The 16469-nt window shown below is 51.5% G+C and carries 16 protein-coding genes; 7 read left to right on the top strand and 9 right to left on the bottom strand.

The genetic code is table 11. The features are described 5' to 3' along the window. Nucleotides 1–367 precede the first annotated feature (367 nt). Both AC0QHF_RS26775 and fldA read left to right on the top strand, forming a co-directional pair. Complete coding sequence (locus AC0QHF_RS26775) at nucleotides 368–1081, top strand: phycobilisome rod-core linker polypeptide (RefSeq protein ID WP_324707333.1); 714 nt, start codon at nucleotides 368–370, stop codon at nucleotides 1079–1081. A 393-nt stretch (nucleotides 1082–1474) separates the two neighbouring features. Next, complete coding sequence (gene fldA / locus AC0QHF_RS26770; RefSeq protein WP_324707332.1) at nucleotides 1475–1987, top strand: flavodoxin FldA; 513 nt, start codon at nucleotides 1475–1477, stop codon at nucleotides 1985–1987. A 94-nt stretch (nucleotides 1988–2081) separates the two neighbouring features. Here fldA and psbV2 read toward each other — a convergent pair whose 3' ends face one another. The 7 genes from psbV2 to AC0QHF_RS26735 form a co-directional block, all read right to left on the bottom strand. Beyond that, a complete protein-coding gene (gene psbV2 / locus AC0QHF_RS26765; RefSeq protein WP_324707334.1) occupies nucleotides 2082–2564 on the bottom strand; it encodes a photosystem II cytochrome PsbV2 in 483 nt (160 codons plus the stop codon). Between the two features lie 212 nt (nucleotides 2565–2776). Next, nucleotides 2777–3268: a photosystem II cytochrome c-550 gene (psbV, locus tag AC0QHF_RS26760; RefSeq protein ID WP_324707331.1), complete on the bottom strand. Its 492-nt coding sequence runs from the start codon at nucleotides 3266–3268 to the stop codon at nucleotides 2777–2779. Nucleotides 3269–3952: 684 nt separating this feature from the next. After that, entirely contained in the window at nucleotides 3953–4150 is a 198-nt protein-coding gene (locus AC0QHF_RS26755; RefSeq protein ID WP_324707330.1) for a translation initiation factor IF-2, read from the bottom strand. A 66-nt stretch (nucleotides 4151–4216) separates the two neighbouring features. Then, entirely contained in the window at nucleotides 4217–5164 is a 948-nt protein-coding gene (accD, locus tag AC0QHF_RS26750) for an acetyl-CoA carboxylase, carboxyltransferase subunit beta (protein WP_324707329.1), read from the bottom strand. A 102-nt stretch (nucleotides 5165–5266) separates the two neighbouring features. Beyond that, on the bottom strand, nucleotides 5267–5488 hold the full coding sequence (locus AC0QHF_RS26745) for a hypothetical protein (protein WP_324707328.1): 222 nt from the start codon (nucleotides 5486–5488) through the stop codon (nucleotides 5267–5269). Nucleotides 5489–5505: 17 nt separating this feature from the next. After that, nucleotides 5506–6318 (bottom strand): prepilin peptidase, encoded by an 813-nt coding sequence (locus AC0QHF_RS26740; RefSeq protein ID WP_324707327.1) that lies wholly within the window; start codon nucleotides 6316–6318, stop codon nucleotides 5506–5508. Nucleotides 6319–6494: 176 nt separating this feature from the next. Next, entirely contained in the window at nucleotides 6495–6758 is a 264-nt protein-coding gene (locus AC0QHF_RS26735) for a hypothetical protein (protein ID WP_324707326.1), read from the bottom strand. A gap of 187 nt (nucleotides 6759–6945) precedes the next feature. Here AC0QHF_RS26735 and AC0QHF_RS26730 point away from each other — a divergent pair, with 187 nt between their 5' ends. The 3 genes from AC0QHF_RS26730 to AC0QHF_RS26720 all read left to right on the top strand — a co-directional run bounded on the left by AC0QHF_RS26730 (nucleotide 6946) and on the right by AC0QHF_RS26720 (nucleotide 11352). Further along, nucleotides 6946–7722 carry an HAD family hydrolase gene (locus AC0QHF_RS26730; RefSeq protein ID WP_324707325.1) on the top strand — a complete coding sequence of 259 codons (777 nt, stop codon included), beginning with the start codon at nucleotides 6946–6948 and terminating at the stop codon, nucleotides 7720–7722. Between the two features lie 91 nt (nucleotides 7723–7813). Next, a complete protein-coding gene (locus AC0QHF_RS26725) occupies nucleotides 7814–9490 on the top strand; it encodes an FkbM family methyltransferase (protein ID WP_324707324.1) in 1677 nt (558 codons plus the stop codon). Between the two features lie 41 nt (nucleotides 9491–9531). Then, on the top strand, nucleotides 9532–11352 hold the full coding sequence (locus AC0QHF_RS26720; RefSeq protein ID WP_324707323.1) for a glycosyltransferase family 2 protein: 1821 nt from the start codon (nucleotides 9532–9534) through the stop codon (nucleotides 11350–11352). A gap of 284 nt (nucleotides 11353–11636) precedes the next feature. On the opposite strand, the gene AC0QHF_RS26715 is transcribed toward AC0QHF_RS26720, so the two are convergent. Both AC0QHF_RS26715 and AC0QHF_RS26710 read right to left on the bottom strand, forming a co-directional pair. Continuing rightward, complete coding sequence (locus tag AC0QHF_RS26715; protein WP_324707322.1) at nucleotides 11637–11858, bottom strand: tetratricopeptide repeat protein; 222 nt, start codon at nucleotides 11856–11858, stop codon at nucleotides 11637–11639. A gap of 28 nt (nucleotides 11859–11886) precedes the next feature. Beyond that, entirely contained in the window at nucleotides 11887–13479 is a 1593-nt protein-coding gene (locus AC0QHF_RS26710; protein WP_324707321.1) for a tetratricopeptide repeat protein, read from the bottom strand. A 186-nt stretch (nucleotides 13480–13665) separates the two neighbouring features. Between AC0QHF_RS26710 and AC0QHF_RS26705 the strand changes: the two genes are divergently transcribed. Together AC0QHF_RS26705 and AC0QHF_RS26700 are read left to right on the top strand one after the other, a co-directional pair. Next, entirely contained in the window at nucleotides 13666–14745 is a 1080-nt protein-coding gene (locus AC0QHF_RS26705; protein ID WP_324707320.1) for a glycosyltransferase family protein, read from the top strand. A gap of 69 nt (nucleotides 14746–14814) precedes the next feature. Beyond that, nucleotides 14815–16469, top strand: a 1655-nt coding sequence (locus AC0QHF_RS26700) for a sulfotransferase (protein WP_324707319.1), incomplete at its 3' end; no start/stop codon positions are given.

Below are 16469 nucleotides of genomic sequence, written 5' to 3'. Positions count from 1 at the left end.
TGCGATACGGTTCGATCCGCCATTATCCCCCCTGATCTCCCCCCTTACAAAGGGGGGGTAGGGGGGGATGGGGACTTCAAGTCAATTAGTGTACCTTAATTGGCTTGAAAAGTGCCGTAAATCCTCCCTGCGCCCTCCGCCCGACCGACATCGTTGGAGGAACGGGAGTCCGATATCAGATCCGGTGATTTGCCCGCAGAACCTTACCCAATCCTCTTGAGAGGATTTTAGCTATTAGCTCGGGAATCAATTCCCGAGCGGTGTGGATATCCAACCGGCTTTTTCCGGGCATTCAATCGGATTTGATAGGAGTTCCCGTTTCCATCAAACGACCATTTTTCAGAGAACGGAACGAAACGAGACAACCATGACCCTTCCTTTACTCAATTATCCCCCCGCCAGCCAAAATCAGCGGGTCGAGGGATTTGAAATACCCGGGGACGAGACTCCCCGGCGATACATCTTCGACGCGGCCCTGTCTGGGTCCGAGATGGACGATGCGATCCGGGCCGCCTACCGGCAAATTTTTAACGAACAGCAGCTTATCGCGGCCCACCGGCAGGCAACGGCGGAGTCCCTGTTGCGGATGCGACAAATTACCATGCGGGACTTCATCCGGCGCCTGTTGCTGTCGGACTCGTTTCGGCGGCTCAATTATGACACCAACAGTAATTATCGGTTCGTCGAATTGTGCATTCAACGGGTGCTGGGGCGATCGGTTTACAACCAGCGCGAAAAGCTGGCTTGGTCGATTGTGTTGGCGACCAAAGGACTCCGGGGCTTCGTGGACGAACTGCTGGGGACGGAAGAGTATTTGAATGTGTTTGGGGACGAGGGGATTCCCTACCAGCGACGGCGCATTTTGCCCGGGCGTGGCACGGGGGAATTGCCCTTTGCCAGGATGGCCCGCTACGATTCGTATCATCTCGACGGGCTCTACCGTTCGGGGCGGTTGCGGCGATCGGACAATGGCGTTGTCGATCGCAGCGCCGGGGTTTACCGCCGCGTCTTATCGCTGGTGCCGACGGCGGCGGCGGCTTTGCTGGTGGCGACGTTGCTGTTCGTGACGTCCCCCCGCTGACGGGATATCAAATAAGAATTCTTGTCATTAAGTGCCAAGTGCGATACGGTGGGGTAGACTATTGAAAAAGAGAGTCAATAGAAGGCGCGATCGCGCGGGGCGATCCGTTTTTCAGATCAAATCCGGTTATTTGACCGAAAAATCTTCCCAATCATCTTCAGATGATTTGAGCTATTAGCTTTGGAATTGATTCCAAAGCGGTCTGGACATCCAACCCGTTTTGTGTTCCGAGCATTCAACCGGATTTGATATCATCCCCGTTTCTCAGGCAATTTTCGGAGTCATCCGGCGGTCACTATCGACAATTATTATTGTCTGATGAGTTGAGTTCGCCCCGGGGATTGCCTGCCTGCCCCGACCCTTTTTCGAGTGACATTTCAATCGTAAAAAATCATGGCAAAAATTGGATTATTCTACGGCTCAACCACCGGCAAAACTGCGGATGCCGCCGAGCAAGTGCGGGCCGCACTCGGAGGAGATTCGGTTGTTGATCTCCACGACATCGGCGACAAGAGCGCGGCCGATTTGGCGGAGTACGACTGCATCATCATCGGGTGTCCGACCTGGAATGTCGGAGATTTGCAAGATGACTGGGATGCCATCATCGACGACTTGGACGAAGTGGACTTCAGCGGCAAAATGGTCGCCTACTTCGGCACCGGCGACCAAGTTGGCTACGCCGACAACTTCCAGGATGCGATGGGTATTTTGGAAGAAAAGATTTCCGGCTTGGGGGGCAAGACGGTGGGTTACTGGCCCGCCGACGGCTACGAGCATACGGACTCGAAGGCGATGCGCGACGGCAAATTTTGCGGTCTGGCCCTCGACGATGACAACGAGTCCGAAAAGACGGAAGAACGCATCCAAACCTGGTGTGATCAGATCAAGTCGGCTTTTGGAATTTGAGTCGCGATCGAATTTTGAGTGTTGCAGACACTTGCTGATGGTCTAAACTTGGGCTGGCGACCCGATCCGGGCGAAAGTCCCGGGTCGCCAGTTTTTATTCTCCCCAGTTGGGTGCGGTTTCCGCCGCCCGCAGCAGGAAGGCGGCGAGATTTTCAATTTGGGATTCGGACATCCAACGTTCTGTCACTTCCCGACACCAGTAGTTGGTATCGCTGCCGTCGTAGCTGACGGGGTGTCTCATGTAGGCGACCAAATTGGAGATATTGTCCCGGGGGGGAGAGGCGCCTTTGAGGTCTTTGAGGGAGAGGGAAACCGTCGGATACTGGGCCGTCCGTCCCCCCGTGTGGCAACTCAGGCAGTTGTTGGCGAACAGATCTTTCCCCTCGGAGAGTTCCGCCGGGGTGAAGGTTTGAGTTTGGCCTTGGCGATCGCGGGCCATTTCCACGGGTTCGTCCGCCAAGTAGCGCAATACGTAGGGATCAGCCGTTTCCGCTTGGGCGGGGAAACTGAAAACCGCCCAGCCGATCCAAGTCAGCATTAAAATAACCAGAGAACGTAAAAAATTATGACGAAACATTTGATTGTGAATGAACTTTTGCAGAGATGCCCCCCCGGCGATCGGGGTCGAGTCCATCTCTTCTCAAAATTTTAGACCTCAGATTTTAGATCTTAGCGGTGACAGCTTGAGAACGGGGCGATCGCAATTCCCCGGACACCCAATCGAGTCCCATCCAAAACCCAAAATCCGAAGTCTAAAATGCCGGTGTCAATCTTTAAAAAAGGGAAAGATTAACGGAGGTATTTACCGCCACCCCACTGTTCGCCCCGAACTTTGGGTTGCAACAAGATATAACCCGCCACATCATACAGGTCATCTTCCGTGATATTTCTCATCTCCGGATAAATGTCCGCACTCTTCAAGCTCGGATGGAATTCAGAGATCTCGATGAAACCATCGTAGGTGGTCGGTTTTTTTAAATAATCAACCATTGCCTCAATGTTATCCCGAGGCGGGGTCGCGAAGGCGAGGGATTCGGGACTCAAGTTGACATCGGGGTTCGTTTTCGTCATCCCCAAAGCATGGCACTGGGCGCAGGTGTCATTGAACACCTTTTGGCCTTTCTTGATTTCCTTTAAACTCAAGACCACCGTATCCCCCTCGGCGTTGAGTGGCAGCGTTCTCGTTTCTGGGCTCAAGTCCAAAGCATTTGCATTTCCCACCCACATCTGGAAGGTGAAAAATACGGTGGCGACGGCCAACCAAATGTACCTTTTTAGCATGGTTCTCCTTAACTTTTAGATGGTTATAGAACGCACGATGGGAAGCGCTCAATCCGCGACGATGAGCAGTTGAAGTCCCCGTTTTCGGCGCTCCCCTCTCAGAACTCGTTTGATCAATCGTCCCGTTGGACACTTCTGGAGTCCGAAGGCGAGGGGATTCTTCCTTCATCGAAAATACCTGATGTCGAATGGGGAACCAGCCCGAACCTCCCCTCAGATCGCCCACCGCCAAACGGTGCGACGGCCGAGTTCGAGGCCATCCGACGCCAGAGGTATCTTCTCCAGAAGCGTACTTTTAGACTGTTCCGACGTACCGAGCCGTACAGTTTCGGGGTTTAAATGATTAACTTTTCTGGGTTCGGAACTCGCCGGTATCCTCGGATTTTTAAAAGAGGTTTTTCATTCCTCTGCCACTAACATCACGCTCACCGATATTGGTGTGTGGTAGGGTATCCATTCAGGACGGGAGTTGATCCTCACAGGCAAGATGCCTGTGCTACGGTTCACTTACAGGCAAGATGCCTGTGCTACCGTTCTAGACTGACTTTTGGATAGTACCAGAGAACGTGACATCTGAAAAGAGTTGAAATCGGCTCGGGAGGCTCCCGAAAGCCGATCGATTCTGTCCGGGTCGGGGGTGGGACGATCGCCGCCCCGGGCCCCCCACAGTCCGAGCCGCGGGTGTTATTCTGACCCTCCGGAATCCCCCGCGCCCGAACGGGCCTCGACGGCCGACAGGATGGCCTTGACATCTTCGAGAGCCAGTCGGGTTTGGGGGTGTTGGTAGGCAATTCCGAGGCGATCGCACAGGGCCATCACTTCGGAAACGGGGAGGTCGCAGTCCTCGGCAATTTCGGCGACGGACAGATCGGCAAAACCCATAGAAATTGATAAAAATGGGGGTCGATCCCCAATTATAGGCAGGACCGCGATCGCTGCAAACCGGGGCTACCGGTGCTGGGTTTCCTCCGCGCTGTTGACGTGGTGGGTGAGGGACTTGGACTCCGGCAGGGTGACGAAGGGCCGCTGGGGCGGCTGGGGGGGGCGGTGCAGGCGGATCAGTTGGGCGAGGGTCTTTTTCAACTGCGTCCGGGGAACGATCGCGTCGATGAAACCGTGGGCCATCAAATATTCGGAGGTCTGGAAGTCGTCGGGGAGCTTTTCCCGCAGGGTCTGCTCGATCACCCGCCGGCCGGCAAACCCGATAGTCGCCCCGGGTTCGGCCAGGATAATGTCGCCGAGCATGGCGAAGCTGGCCGTGACGCCCCCCGTGGTGGGGTGGGTGAGGACGGGGATGTAAAGCAACTTGTGCTCCCGGTGTCGCTCCAGGGCACCGGAAATTTTGGCCATTTGCATCAGGCTCAACATCCCCTCCTGCATCCGGGCGCCGCCCGAGGAACAGACGATGAGGACGGGATACCCCTCCCGGGTGCCGCGTTCGATCAGGCGGGTGAGTTTTTCCCCCACCACCGAACCCATGCTGCCCCCCATGAACCGGAAATCCATCACCCCCAGGGCGACGGGTTCCCCGTGCAGCAAACCGATCCCGGTCTGTACGGCGTCGAGTTGGCCGGTTTTTTCGCGGTATTCCCGCAGGCGGTCGCCGTAGGGCTTGCGATCGCGGAAGTTGAGGGGATCGACCGAACACAGGTCCGCCGCGACCGGCCGCCAGGTGTTCTCGTCGATGAGCTGTGCGATGCGATCGTCGCTGTAGACCTGCATATGATAGTCGCATTCGAGACAAACCATCTGGTTCGCCTGGAGATCTTTGGTATAAGTCAACGCACCGCACCGTTCGCACTTGACCCACAGGCCATCGGCGATTTCTCGCTCTTGGCGATCGGGGCTGATGGGAACGGATTTTCGTCGATTTGCAAACCAATCGAATAGAGACATTAATTAAAAGCTGTTTTGATGTGTGAATGGGTTTTGAACCGGGTGACGGGAAGCGGGATCGGGCATTGGGACCCGATGGAACCGTCCCGAGGTGTCGCCGTGTCAATCCGCTGACTCTTGCTCTTCTTCAATGGGACTCAGCAGCAGCAGTGCCGTCCACTGATGTTCCGAGCGGACCTGCAATGCCGCCGGACTCCCCATTCCCATGTATGATCCGGCTCCCAAGTGAATCACCCGGGCCGGGATATCATGGGCGGCTAGGACTTGCTGCATCAACTCGGCTTCCCAGCGCATCGCAGTAGTTTTTAGTGTGATCCAAGACACGATCCGATCCAAGCGACTCAGACGGCGGGGAAAAACAAGGTCATGTAAGTTGAAAGTATTGTCTCACCCCAGAGGGCCGTCACACCAGCACCGATCGCCAAAAAAGGCCCGAAAGGCATGGGTTGACGGCGGTTCAAAATCCCCAGAGCGATCGCGCCTCCCCCGACGAAGGCCCCCAGAGCACAGGCAATGAACCCGGCGACGAGCAGGAGTTTCCACCCTAACCACGCTCCCATCAGAGCTGCCAGTTTACCATCTCCGGCGCCCATTGCCGCCTGTCCGAAAGCGATCGATCCCACAAAGGCGATGGTTTCAAACAGCCACAACCCTACCACCGCCCCCAAAATTCCCACCATTAACTGTTGGGCTAATTCCCCCGCCTGCCACCCCCGCAACCCCTGATAACACAGCCCGACAACCAGGCCCGATTGTGTCAGCGGGTTGGGAAGGGTAAACGTATCCACATCGATGAGAGACAAAGCCAGCAGCCAAGCAAATAACGCCCAAGTCCCCAACAGTTCGACCACGCTACCCGATCCGGTCAAAAATATCAACAAAAATAATAGCCCCGTCGCCCCCTCTACCAGGGGATAGCGACTTGAAATTGGGGCCCGGCAGTGGCGACACCGCCCCCGCAACCACAGCCAGCCGAACACCGGCACATTTTCTGTTATCCCCAACCGGGTGTGGCAGTGCGGACACCGGGAGGGCGGACGCAGCACCGACAGCCCCGCCGGAACCCGATACACGATCACGTTCAGGAAGCTGCCCACGGACGCACCCAAGGCAAACACGATCAAAAACGCCGGTAAATCAGCTAAAATATCCATTTTTTAAAGAAGCGGAGGGGCAGGGGGGCACAGGAGGCGGAGGGGCTCAGGAGGCGGAGGAGGGGGAAGAGGCGGAGGAGGGGGAGGGAAAGTTGATGCATCATCGTCACGACTCCCGACTCCCTAATACCGACTCCCTATTCCCCACACCCCACCGAGCACACCCCACACCCCAATTAATGCAGTTCCGATTCGATCTGCTCGAAGGGAATAAACCGTTCTCCGGGAAGCAAAATCGGTTTGGCGGAGAAAATCAGCAAACCGCGATAGCTGCGGGAATGGACCGCCACTCCGAAGGGACGCCGCATCCGTCGGGCGTGGACTTCCAGATAGGCATGATAAATTTGTCGGGCGACCCGAAGCAAGTGGGGATCGGGCAAGTCCGGGGATTTCTGTGGGGCGATCGCATATTCTAACGCTGACTTTGGGGCGTAAACCACAAAATTGATTCCCGAGGGTGAGCGAACGGAGTCGGAGCGTTCGGTTGATCGATAGGATTAACAGTAGCTCAGGAACGCCCCGGCTTCAAGGGGCGGCGGAACAAATTGTTTCGTTGTCTGTTCCCTGAATTTGGGTACAATTGCTCCAGATTAACTCCATTCCCACATCTCCCCCATTGAAAATCTTATGACCGCACCTACCCTCCTCGCCCTGGACTTCGATGGCGTCGTCTGCGACGGCTTGATCGAGTATTTTCAGACGGCTTGGCGAACCTATTTGGAAATTTGGTCGCCCCCGGACGCCACGCCGCCGGAAGATTTGCCCCCCAAATTCTACCAGACCCGCCCGGTGATCGAGACGGGGTGGGAAATGCCGCTGTTGGTGAAGGCGTTAATTTTGGGGGTGTCGGAGGCTGAAATTTTGGAAAATTGGCACGAAATCCGCGATCGCTTGGTGGAAAAAGAAGATTTGCAGCCCCAAGAACTCGGCCCCAGGCTCGATCGCGTCCGGGACGATTGGATCTCGGCGGATTTGGAGGGGTGGCTGGGGTTGCACCGATTTTATCCGGGGGTGTGCGATCGCATTCGAGATATTCTGGATGGGGGGAAAGTCGAACTGCGGATTATCACCACCAAGGAAGAACGGTTCGTGCGATCGCTCCTGGAAAAACAGGGAATTCACCTCCCCTCGGGGACGATATTTGGCAAGGGACACAAGCAACCCAAACACCAAACCCTGCGGGATCTGTTGGCAATGTCCGAACCGAGTCCGACGATCGGGTTTGTCGAGGATCGACTCAAAACCCTATTATCGGTACAGCGTCAACCCGATCTCGATGCAGTGCAACTGTTCTTAGCTGACTGGGGCTACAATACGGAAGCAGAACGGGCGTCCGTTGCGGAACATCCGCCAATCCGGTTGCTGTCCCTCCCCGCATTCGCCCGGGACTTTTCGGAGTGGTAATATTCACCTTTTCCGTTGTTGGGCTTTAGCCCCCCATGCTGCCGGCTTCAGAAAATTATAATTCGGTTTAATATTCCCAAATTGAGTATCCATGAAACTTAAATTACAGCAAATTTTTGAAACCCATAAAATTACCCCTCGCGGGATCATATATGTCGGAGCAGGGGAAGGGCGATCGCTCAAACGTTTTGCCAGTTTTAATAATCCCAAAATGCTGCTCGTCGAAGCCCATCCAGAAACCTGCGAGCGTCTGGAGATGAATGCGGAAAGACAGGCGAATATTTTGACAGTTAATCGTGCGATCGCTGACCAAAATAGTACCGCCACCCTGCACGTCACCAACCTCGAATCCAACAGTTCGATTCTCCCCCTAAACGGATATAAAAATCTTTATCCCAATCTCAAAGAAACCGAACAAATCACCGTCGAAACCCGCACCCTCGACACCCTCCTCGGCGAACTCAACCTCCGTCCCGAAGACTTCAACTGTTTGTATCTCGACATCCAAGGCGCCGAACTCCTCGCCCTCACCGGAGCCTCCGAACTCCTCAAAAACCTGGATGCAATTTACACCACTACCAGTCACAAAGAGCTATTTGAAGGGGGAGCAACTGTCGAGCAAGTGGACGCATTTTTAGCGGAGCATTATTTCACCCCCGTCGCTCACGCCACCCCTTACCACCCCGAGCGATGCGAAGTTCTCTACATTCGCAATAATCTAATCAATCGCTCCGCCATTCCCGCCGAAGTCGCGGAAACCATCCGCACGGAACCCGAGCCGGAACCGGAACCCACAGAACTCGAAAAATCCGCAGCTCAACAGGAACAACTGCGATCGCAATTACATCAAACTCAGGAAGAGTTAGAAAAATCACAATCTGAATTGAAAGAGACTCGGGACAAATTGGAGCGATCGCAATCCGAGTCACAACAAAATAAAAAGGAGTTGGAGCAGTTTCAATCGCAACTCCAACAAGCTCGGGAAGAATCAAAAAAACTTGAATCATCTCACGCTCAACTGAAACAAGCTCAGGAAGAGTTGGAAGAATTGCAAGCTCAACGGGATCAAATCTTGGCAGAGCTTGAACGATCTCACCTTCAACTCAAACAGAATCAGAAGGAATTGGAACAATCCCAGTCGGAACGGGAACAACTGCGATCGCAATTACAGCAGAATCAGAAGGAACTGGAACAATCCCAGTCGGAACGGGAACAACTGCGATCGCAATTACAGCAGAATCAAAAGGAATTGGAACAATCCCAGTCGGAACGGGAACAACTGCGATCGCAATTACAGCAGAATCAGAAGGAATTGGAACAATCCCAGTCGGAACGGGAACAACTGCGATCGCAATTACAGCAAAATCAGAAGGAATTGGAACAATCCCAGTCGGAACTGCAACAGAATCAGAAGGAATTGGAACAATCCCAGTCTCAACTGAAACAATCTCAAGAACAGCTCAAAACGGCTCAAACACAACAGCAAGAAACTCAAAAGGAACTCGATAAAAGTCGTTCCGAGCTGCACGATACTCGGGAAGAATTGGAGATGGCAAACTTCCAACTGGATGAAGTGCAGGTGGAACTCGAACAGGCGACGGCTCAGTTGTACAAAAACAAAGAGGAATTGGAACAGTATCAATCTCAAATCCAGCAACTACAAGAGGAACTCAAACAGAATCCAGCCCTGCCATCAGCATCCAATTCAAATAATGCCGCTCACGTCAAAATGTTGGCTAAAATTCTTTCTGAAACAATTCAGGATTAAATCCAAGTTGGTGGGTGTCGAGGCAATGTTCTCAGAGTTACATGAATCCTAAAGTGAATAAAGTGCGATCGCTCTCAATTTTTGACTATATAAAACCGACGCTAAAAATAACGATTTTTGCGGTTCCAAAATCGTTTTTCGGTTCCGTCGGCATGATTCAGCGGAATGCGATCGCCAGTTGGACTCGATTAAAACCCAAACCCGAAATTATCTTATTGGGAAACGATGCAGGAGTTGGGGAAATTGCCCGAGAATTTAATCTCAAACATATCCCTGATGTCAAAGTCAACCAACGGGGGACACCTTTACTGAATGATATTTTTGCCCGAGTCCACCATCACGCTTCTTATCCGATTCTCACTTATGTCAATTCAGATATTATTCTGACGGGCGATTTTCTGCCGACGGTTCAGCAGGTTGTCGCCCAAAATCCCCAATTTTTGATGGTGGGACGACGTTGGAATTTGGATATTTTTGAACGGATTAATTATAATCATCAAGACTGGGAAAAAAAGTTACGCGATCGCATCCAGAAGGCTGGAATTTTCAGCGGCGTGGGTGCTTTGGATTACTTCGTATTTCCGAAACCTCTGTTTCGCCTACTTCCCGAATTTGCGATCGGTCGTCCGGGGTGGGATAACTGGATGGTGGGGGAAGCTCTCAAACGTGGCTATCCGGTGATTAATGCCAGCCAAACCATTACTATTATTCACCAAAATCACGATTACGGACATCTTCCGGGCAACCGACTCGAAGCATTTCACGGAACGGAAGCCCAGCAAAATCAAACCCTATTGCGGGGGCATTTTGCCGGGAGTAGTGCCGATGCGACCCATTATTTAATACCGGCGGCGGTGGCTGAAAATCCCCGAGTTAGTGTTATTATTTGTACTCACAATCAAGCCGAAAGTTTATCTCGTGCGATCGCCAGCATTTTAAATCAAAATTACGACGACATAGAAATTATTGTCAGCGATCGCAATTCCACCGACAAGACTCCAGAACTGATCAAATCTTATCATAATTCCGTCCGATACATCCGCCAAAGCAACGCCGACATCATATCCGCCAGAAATCAAGGGTTAGAAATTGCTCGGGGAGAATTTGTACTATTTATAGATGCAGATTCTATTTTATTACCCAATAGCCTGTCTCGACAAGTTGACTGTTTTGAAAGGCGGGCGGGTTCCCTTGAAATGGTATTTTCGGGTTGGAAAACTGGCGATTCAGAAGTCCAACCGTGGCACGCTCTGATCCCCATTTTAACAGGTCGGGAAGGTTTGCACGGCGTTCATATCTGGATGTTGCCGAACCTGTGGCGACTGATTCAAACCGGGGCGATTCTATTCCGGCGTTCCTGGGTTCAACGGTGGGGAGGATTTGATTCTCGCCTCTCTCCCCACGCGGCAACTTTGGATTTATTGCTCAATTTATCCTCTCGCGGGGCGGCGGGAATTTGTTTGGAAAATATCACCCTAGATTGTACCGGTAATAATGTCGAATGGGGTGCGATCGCAAAACTATCTACGGAAGCAAATCAACTGATAGATCATTACTTTTCTCGCCCCACCCTGCGGGATTGGATGCGTCCCCTAGAATCCCTCGCCCGCTATCAAGTGTCGGTGTGGCTGGCTTGTTTGGCGTATCATACCGGAGAGGGCGATCGGATGCGTCAATTGCTCGAAAAATCCCGAAATTACAGCCCTTACAGCCCCCAAGAAACGATCAATAATTTCCGGGAACGGTTTATCAATATTTCCAGAGAATATGGCTATTCTTTCGACATCCAAAGTTGGCAAAATTTGGGGATAACCGAAGACATGATAACTCAATCAAAAGTCAGTCATGCTAAAATTTATTGATGTTAGGTTTCACACGAAAAAATGTCTATTTTAATAATACCGATGACTGACACTTTATCTCCACCACTGATATCAGAACCGATTTTTTGACCGCAAAACCTCCCCAATCATCGACCGATGATTTTTGCTGGTAGGGGCCCCTGGCTTGCGCCCTCGGGAGTGGCTTGCAATTTATCGGCAATCCCAAACAACCAACTTTGACAGTCTGCCAGTTGGTGGATGGTATTGATCAACAGCAGCAATATCGCTTGGGAGAGCCGATCGCTTCTTATCTGTTCCCGAATTTACAACTGAGACTCGACGATATTATGCCCATTTGAATTGGGGTTTTCATTCCGAATCATCGCCTCTCCCAAATTGCGATAATACCACAGGTGAATCGGTTCTCCCCGCAGTTCCATCGCCTTTTGATAATGAGCGATCGCCTCTTTCGTTTGACCCTCGCGATGCAAAAGTTGTCCCAACTCCTGATGGATGTCAGGATTGTTGGGACTGTCTCGGAGCAAATTCCGATAGTGAGAAATGGGGTCGGTTTTATTGGCTAACTTTTTTTTTTGCGATCGCCTGTTTTAAAGCATCGTAACCCTCCTCAAATTCCGGGTCGATCGTAATCGATCGCTGATAGTGGGCGATCGCCTCATCCAACCGCCCCTCCTGAACCAAGGCTTCCCCGATGTGGTATTGAACGTGGGGGGAGTGAGGGTTGAGTTGAGCGGCAATTTGATAGGCTGCGATCGCATCCTGCCACCGGCTAACAGTTGCCAGGGTGTAACCCAACTGATGAAAAGCGACAGCCGACTGAGGGTTGAGAGAGGAAGCCTTTCGGAACGCTGCGATCGCTTCTTCCACCTGTCCTTTACTTCTGAGAAACTGTCCGAAATTTTGATAGGACTCGAAGGAATTGGGATCGAAATCGTTGCTTTGTTGATAGGTCGCGATCGCGTCTTCGAGGCGACGCTGTTTATCCTGAACTTGTTGTAGGTGAGTTTCAATCTCGATCGCATTTTCCGGATGCAAATCCAACGCTTTGCGATCAATTGCGATCGCCTCTTCCCACTGATAAATGTGAGCCAGAGCTTGTCCGAGATCAAAATAGACGGGAGCCGATGTGGGATGCAATTCAGAAGCCCGCCGGAACGCCGCGATCGCCTCTTCCCAGCGTTCGGATTTTGCCAACGCTTGCCCGAATTGATGGTACAAAAGAGCGGAGTTAGAATCGAGTTCGATCGCTTTTTGAAACGCCTCGACTGCCGCTTCCCATCGATTTAAGTAGGTTAGAATTTTTCCCAACTCCTGAAAAATCTCTGCCGAATTGGGGTTCAATTCGCCGGCCCGCTGATAACTCTCGATCGCTTCCTGCCACTGCTGGGTTTTGGTTAAAGTCCTCCCCAACTGTTCGTGGGCTTCCGCCGCATCGGGATTGATGCTACAAGTCCGACGGTAAAGGATTGCGAGTTCATCCCAGCGTTCCTGTTGTTCTAAAATCATTTGCAACTGTCGCAGGGCTTCCGCCAAATTGGGGTCGAGTTCGTAAGCCCGACGATAGCAGGCGATCGCATCTTCGACTTGGCCCGAGTGTTCCAAACTGCGACCCAAACTCAGGTGACAATCGGGCCAGTAAGGATTCAATTCGAGAGCCCGACGGTAAGCCGAAACGGCCTCGTCCGTCTGCTGCTGTTGCTCAAAAGCCAGCCCCAAATTGTGATACAGTTCCGCATCGTCGGATTTTAACTCGATTCCCTTTTGAAACAGGGCGATCGCTTCCTCCCGATTCGCCCCTTTCATGAGAACCGAACCCAAATTGTTGTAGAATTCGTAAAAATTCGGATATAATTCGATCGCTTTCCGGAAACAGGCGACCGCCTCATTGAGGTGGCCCTGACGGTCGAGGAGGGTCCCCAAACGGTCGTAAGACCAGGCAGAAGTCGGATTGAGTTCGGCCGCTTGCCGGTAGGCCGCGATCGCCTCATCCAACCGCCCCCGCTGGGATAGGGCCTCTCCGAGGTTGTGGTAAAACCAAGCCGATTTGGGATTTTCCGCGATCGCCTGATTGTAAGTCGCGATCGCCTCCTCAAATTGACCGTTTCGTAGCAATTGGTTAGCCGTGTCGAAAGAACTGACGCTCATGTTTTTTTCGATTGTATTTTGCATTCAAGAAGTTGAGACAGGGGGAGATTCTCGGGTAGAATAGAGGGATGGCTGCGATCGGAAAGGAGACAACGGATCTTGAAGTCTCCAGACGGATTCCATCCCGTCGGATGTTCCCATCGCCTTCGGTAAAGGTCGAAACTCTCCCCCAATTTTACAGGCATTATGGACTTCGATCGCAAAAAATTAAACCAGATCGACTCGGAGTTGGAGCGATCGCAATCTTGGCTGCAACAAATGGAAGCCCAAATGCAGGGCTTGAGTGTCCCCGTCGTCGCTTCCCCATCCGATGATTTACCCCGCAAATCCGTCCTATTTTATCGAGATTACGGCGGCTTGACCGGAGGGCATTTAAAAGTTTGGGACTATTTCAATCACGTCCTCCACTCGGAAAGCTACCAACCGCAGATTTATTTTTCGCCCCAGAGTGCGATCAAGGCCGATAATCCCTGGTTTAATACCCAAAAAGACCTGATATTATCCGAACCTCTATCCCGGCCAGACATTATTTTTATGGAAGGTTTGGACTGGTTATTATTGGATGAAACCCGACGCCAAAATTCACCCGTCCCGATTATCAACCTCATCCAACACGTCCGCCACGCCTACCCCGACAACCCCCGCTATCCCTTTCTCCGCCACAAAGCCATCCGCATCTGCGTCAGTCCGGAAGTGGGAACTTACCTGGCTAAATCTCGTCAGGTCAACGGTCCGGTGTTTGTCATCCCCAACGGCCTGGACCGACACGGCTTCCCCGAACCCGCCCCGGATTCGGAGCGAGATGTGGAAATTTTGATTGCTGCCCTCAAGGAACCCCAACTGGGGGAACAACTGCGACAACGGCTGCAAGCGATGGGGTATGGGGTTCAACTGCTACAATCTCAATTGCCGCGATCGGATTATCTAAAGTACCTCAACCGTGCTAAAATCACCGTGTTCCTACCCAACCGACCGGAGGGAGAGGGATTTTATCTGCCCGCCCTGGAAGGAATGGCCTTGGGAACCCTGACGATCTGTCCGGATTGTATCGGAAATCGGTCGTTTTGCCTGCCCGGTTACAATTGTCTCCGTCCGGAGTATACTGTGGAAGGGATATTAAATGCCGTTTTTGAGGCGCTCCAATTTCCTCCCGTGCGGAGTCAGTTGATGCGGACCGCCGCCAGCCAAACCGCCACCGAACACAGTTTAAATAAAGAGCGGACTGCTTTTTTAGAAATTTTAAATAATATTCAGACTTTATGGTAAACTGACTACAATCCTAAACTTAAACCTATACATACAGACTCGGACACAATCAAATCGCAACTTTTTGCAATGCAGAACTTAAAGAGTGACCAAAAAGTTTTAATTATTACCGGAATGCATCGTTCCGGAACGTCCCTAGTGGCATCGCTGCTCCAAAGTGCGGGATTGCATATCGGGCGGCGGTTGATGCCGTCAACAGAATTCAATCCTAAAGGTTATTTTGAAAATCTCGACTTTTTTGAGTTTCACCTCGACGTTTTGCGATCGCAGGGAGTGAATATCGATGGTTGGACCTTGCAAGAAACCATTGAAGTTCCCGATGAATTACTCGAAAAAGCAAACCAAATTGTCGAACAAAATTCAGTCAGTCAGATTTGGGGATGGAAAGAACCTCGGACGACACTCCTATTAAACTTTTGGGCCGACTTGCTGCCCGAATCAAAGTTTTTATTGATTTACCGTTCTCCTTGGGAAGTGATTGATTCCCTCTATCGACGCGGAGACGAAATTTTTCAAGAGCAGCCAGATCTTGCGGTCAAATATTGGTTATTTTATAATCAAAAAGTTTTGGAATTCTATAATCAACATACAGATCGCTGTGTGCTGGCAAATCTCCAAACCATTGTCGGTCATCAAACGGCATATATAGAAAAAATTAATCATCAATTCAAAACCGATTTGAGCCATCCCTCACCGGCAATTTACGAGCCATCTCTCATCCAAAGCAATCTCTCTCAAGATGGGCACCGTCCGAGTCTGATCGATCATTATTTCCCCGAAGCGATCGAAATGTATCAGGAACTCGAAGGGCGAGGATGGCATCCGGAGAAAACGCCCGATCTGTCCTGGAACGATCGGATCAAGTCTTCCCCCTACTCCGTTTGGGCTTTTCGCGACTGGGCCCATTCTCGTCGAGTAGAAGCCGAAAACAAATCTTTAAAAGCAGAACTGGAACAAAGTCCGAGCCGGGATGAACTCGAACAAACCCAGTCTCAGCTTCAGAAAGCAGAATCGCTGGTGGAGCAGTTCCGGACTCAGTTGCATGAGACGGAAGAAGTGCTGGAAAAATCGCAAGCTCAGTTACAGAAAACCGAGTCAATTTTAAAGGAATCCCACAGTCAACTGCATCAAAAAACGACCGAGTTAACTGAAGTGCGATCGCAGTTACAATCCCAGTTAAATTTAACCCAGCAAGATCTAGAACAAGCCAAATCCCAACTCAGCCAAACTCAGTGGGACGTGATGCGTTATCAGTCCCAGTTGCATTCGACGCAAGAAGAGTTGGAACTCTCAGATCTGCAAAATAAAGAACTTGTAGCCCATCAAAACAAATTACAGTCTCAGCTTAACCAAACTGAATCCCAGATCCTCAAAAGTGAGATGATATTAAGCCAATTAAGGCTACAACTAAAACAAGCACAAAAAACAGAAGCTAGGACGATAGCTCAACTACATTACACCCAAGGAGAACTAGAGAAATCTCAATCTAAACAGCATCAGTATCTGGCGACATTGGGACGACTCGAGCCGCAACTGGAGACAACTGAGATCCAACTGAGCCAGTCTATGGTTAAATTAAATCAGAGTCAGAAAAACCAGGCAAGATTGCAAGTTCAACTTCACCAAATCCAAGGGGAGTTGGAGCAATCCCAAACTCAGTTGCAACAAACCCGAGGGGAGTTGGAAACCTCCCAAACTCAGTTGCAACAAACCCGAGGGGAGTT

It is taken from the genome of Lyngbya sp. CCY1209 (assembly GCF_055795065.1).
This window is presented reverse-complemented; position numbering and strand designations above follow the sequence as displayed.

Excerpts from the sequence above, each read along its gene's own strand:
- AC0QHF_RS26775 (WP_324707333.1), top strand. The coding sequence starts at position 368 with ATGACCCTTCCTTTACTCAATTATCCCCCCGCCAGCCAAAATCAGCGG.
- fldA (WP_324707332.1), top strand. The coding sequence starts at position 1,475 with ATGGCAAAAATTGGATTATTCTACGGCTCAACCACCGGCAAAACTGCG.
- psbV2 (WP_324707334.1), bottom strand. The coding sequence starts at position 2,564 with ATGTTTCGTCATAATTTTTTACGTTCTCTGGTTATTTTAATGCTGACT.
- psbV (WP_324707331.1), bottom strand. The coding sequence starts at position 3,268 with ATGCTAAAAAGGTACATTTGGTTGGCCGTCGCCACCGTATTTTTCACC.
- AC0QHF_RS26755 (WP_324707330.1), bottom strand. The coding sequence starts at position 4,150 with ATGGGTTTTGCCGATCTGTCCGTCGCCGAAATTGCCGAGGACTGCGAC.
- accD (WP_324707329.1), bottom strand. The coding sequence starts at position 5,164 with ATGTCTCTATTCGATTGGTTTGCAAATCGACGAAAATCCGTTCCCATC.
- AC0QHF_RS26740 (WP_324707327.1), bottom strand. The coding sequence starts at position 6,318 with ATGGATATTTTAGCTGATTTACCGGCGTTTTTGATCGTGTTTGCCTTG.
- AC0QHF_RS26730 (WP_324707325.1), top strand. The coding sequence starts at position 6,946 with ATGACCGCACCTACCCTCCTCGCCCTGGACTTCGATGGCGTCGTCTGC.
- AC0QHF_RS26725 (WP_324707324.1), top strand. The coding sequence starts at position 7,814 with ATGAAACTTAAATTACAGCAAATTTTTGAAACCCATAAAATTACCCCT.
- AC0QHF_RS26720 (WP_324707323.1), top strand. The coding sequence starts at position 9,532 with ATGAATCCTAAAGTGAATAAAGTGCGATCGCTCTCAATTTTTGACTAT.
- AC0QHF_RS26710 (WP_324707321.1), bottom strand. The coding sequence starts at position 13,479 with ATGAGCGTCAGTTCTTTCGACACGGCTAACCAATTGCTACGAAACGGT.
- AC0QHF_RS26705 (WP_324707320.1), top strand. The coding sequence starts at position 13,666 with ATGGACTTCGATCGCAAAAAATTAAACCAGATCGACTCGGAGTTGGAG.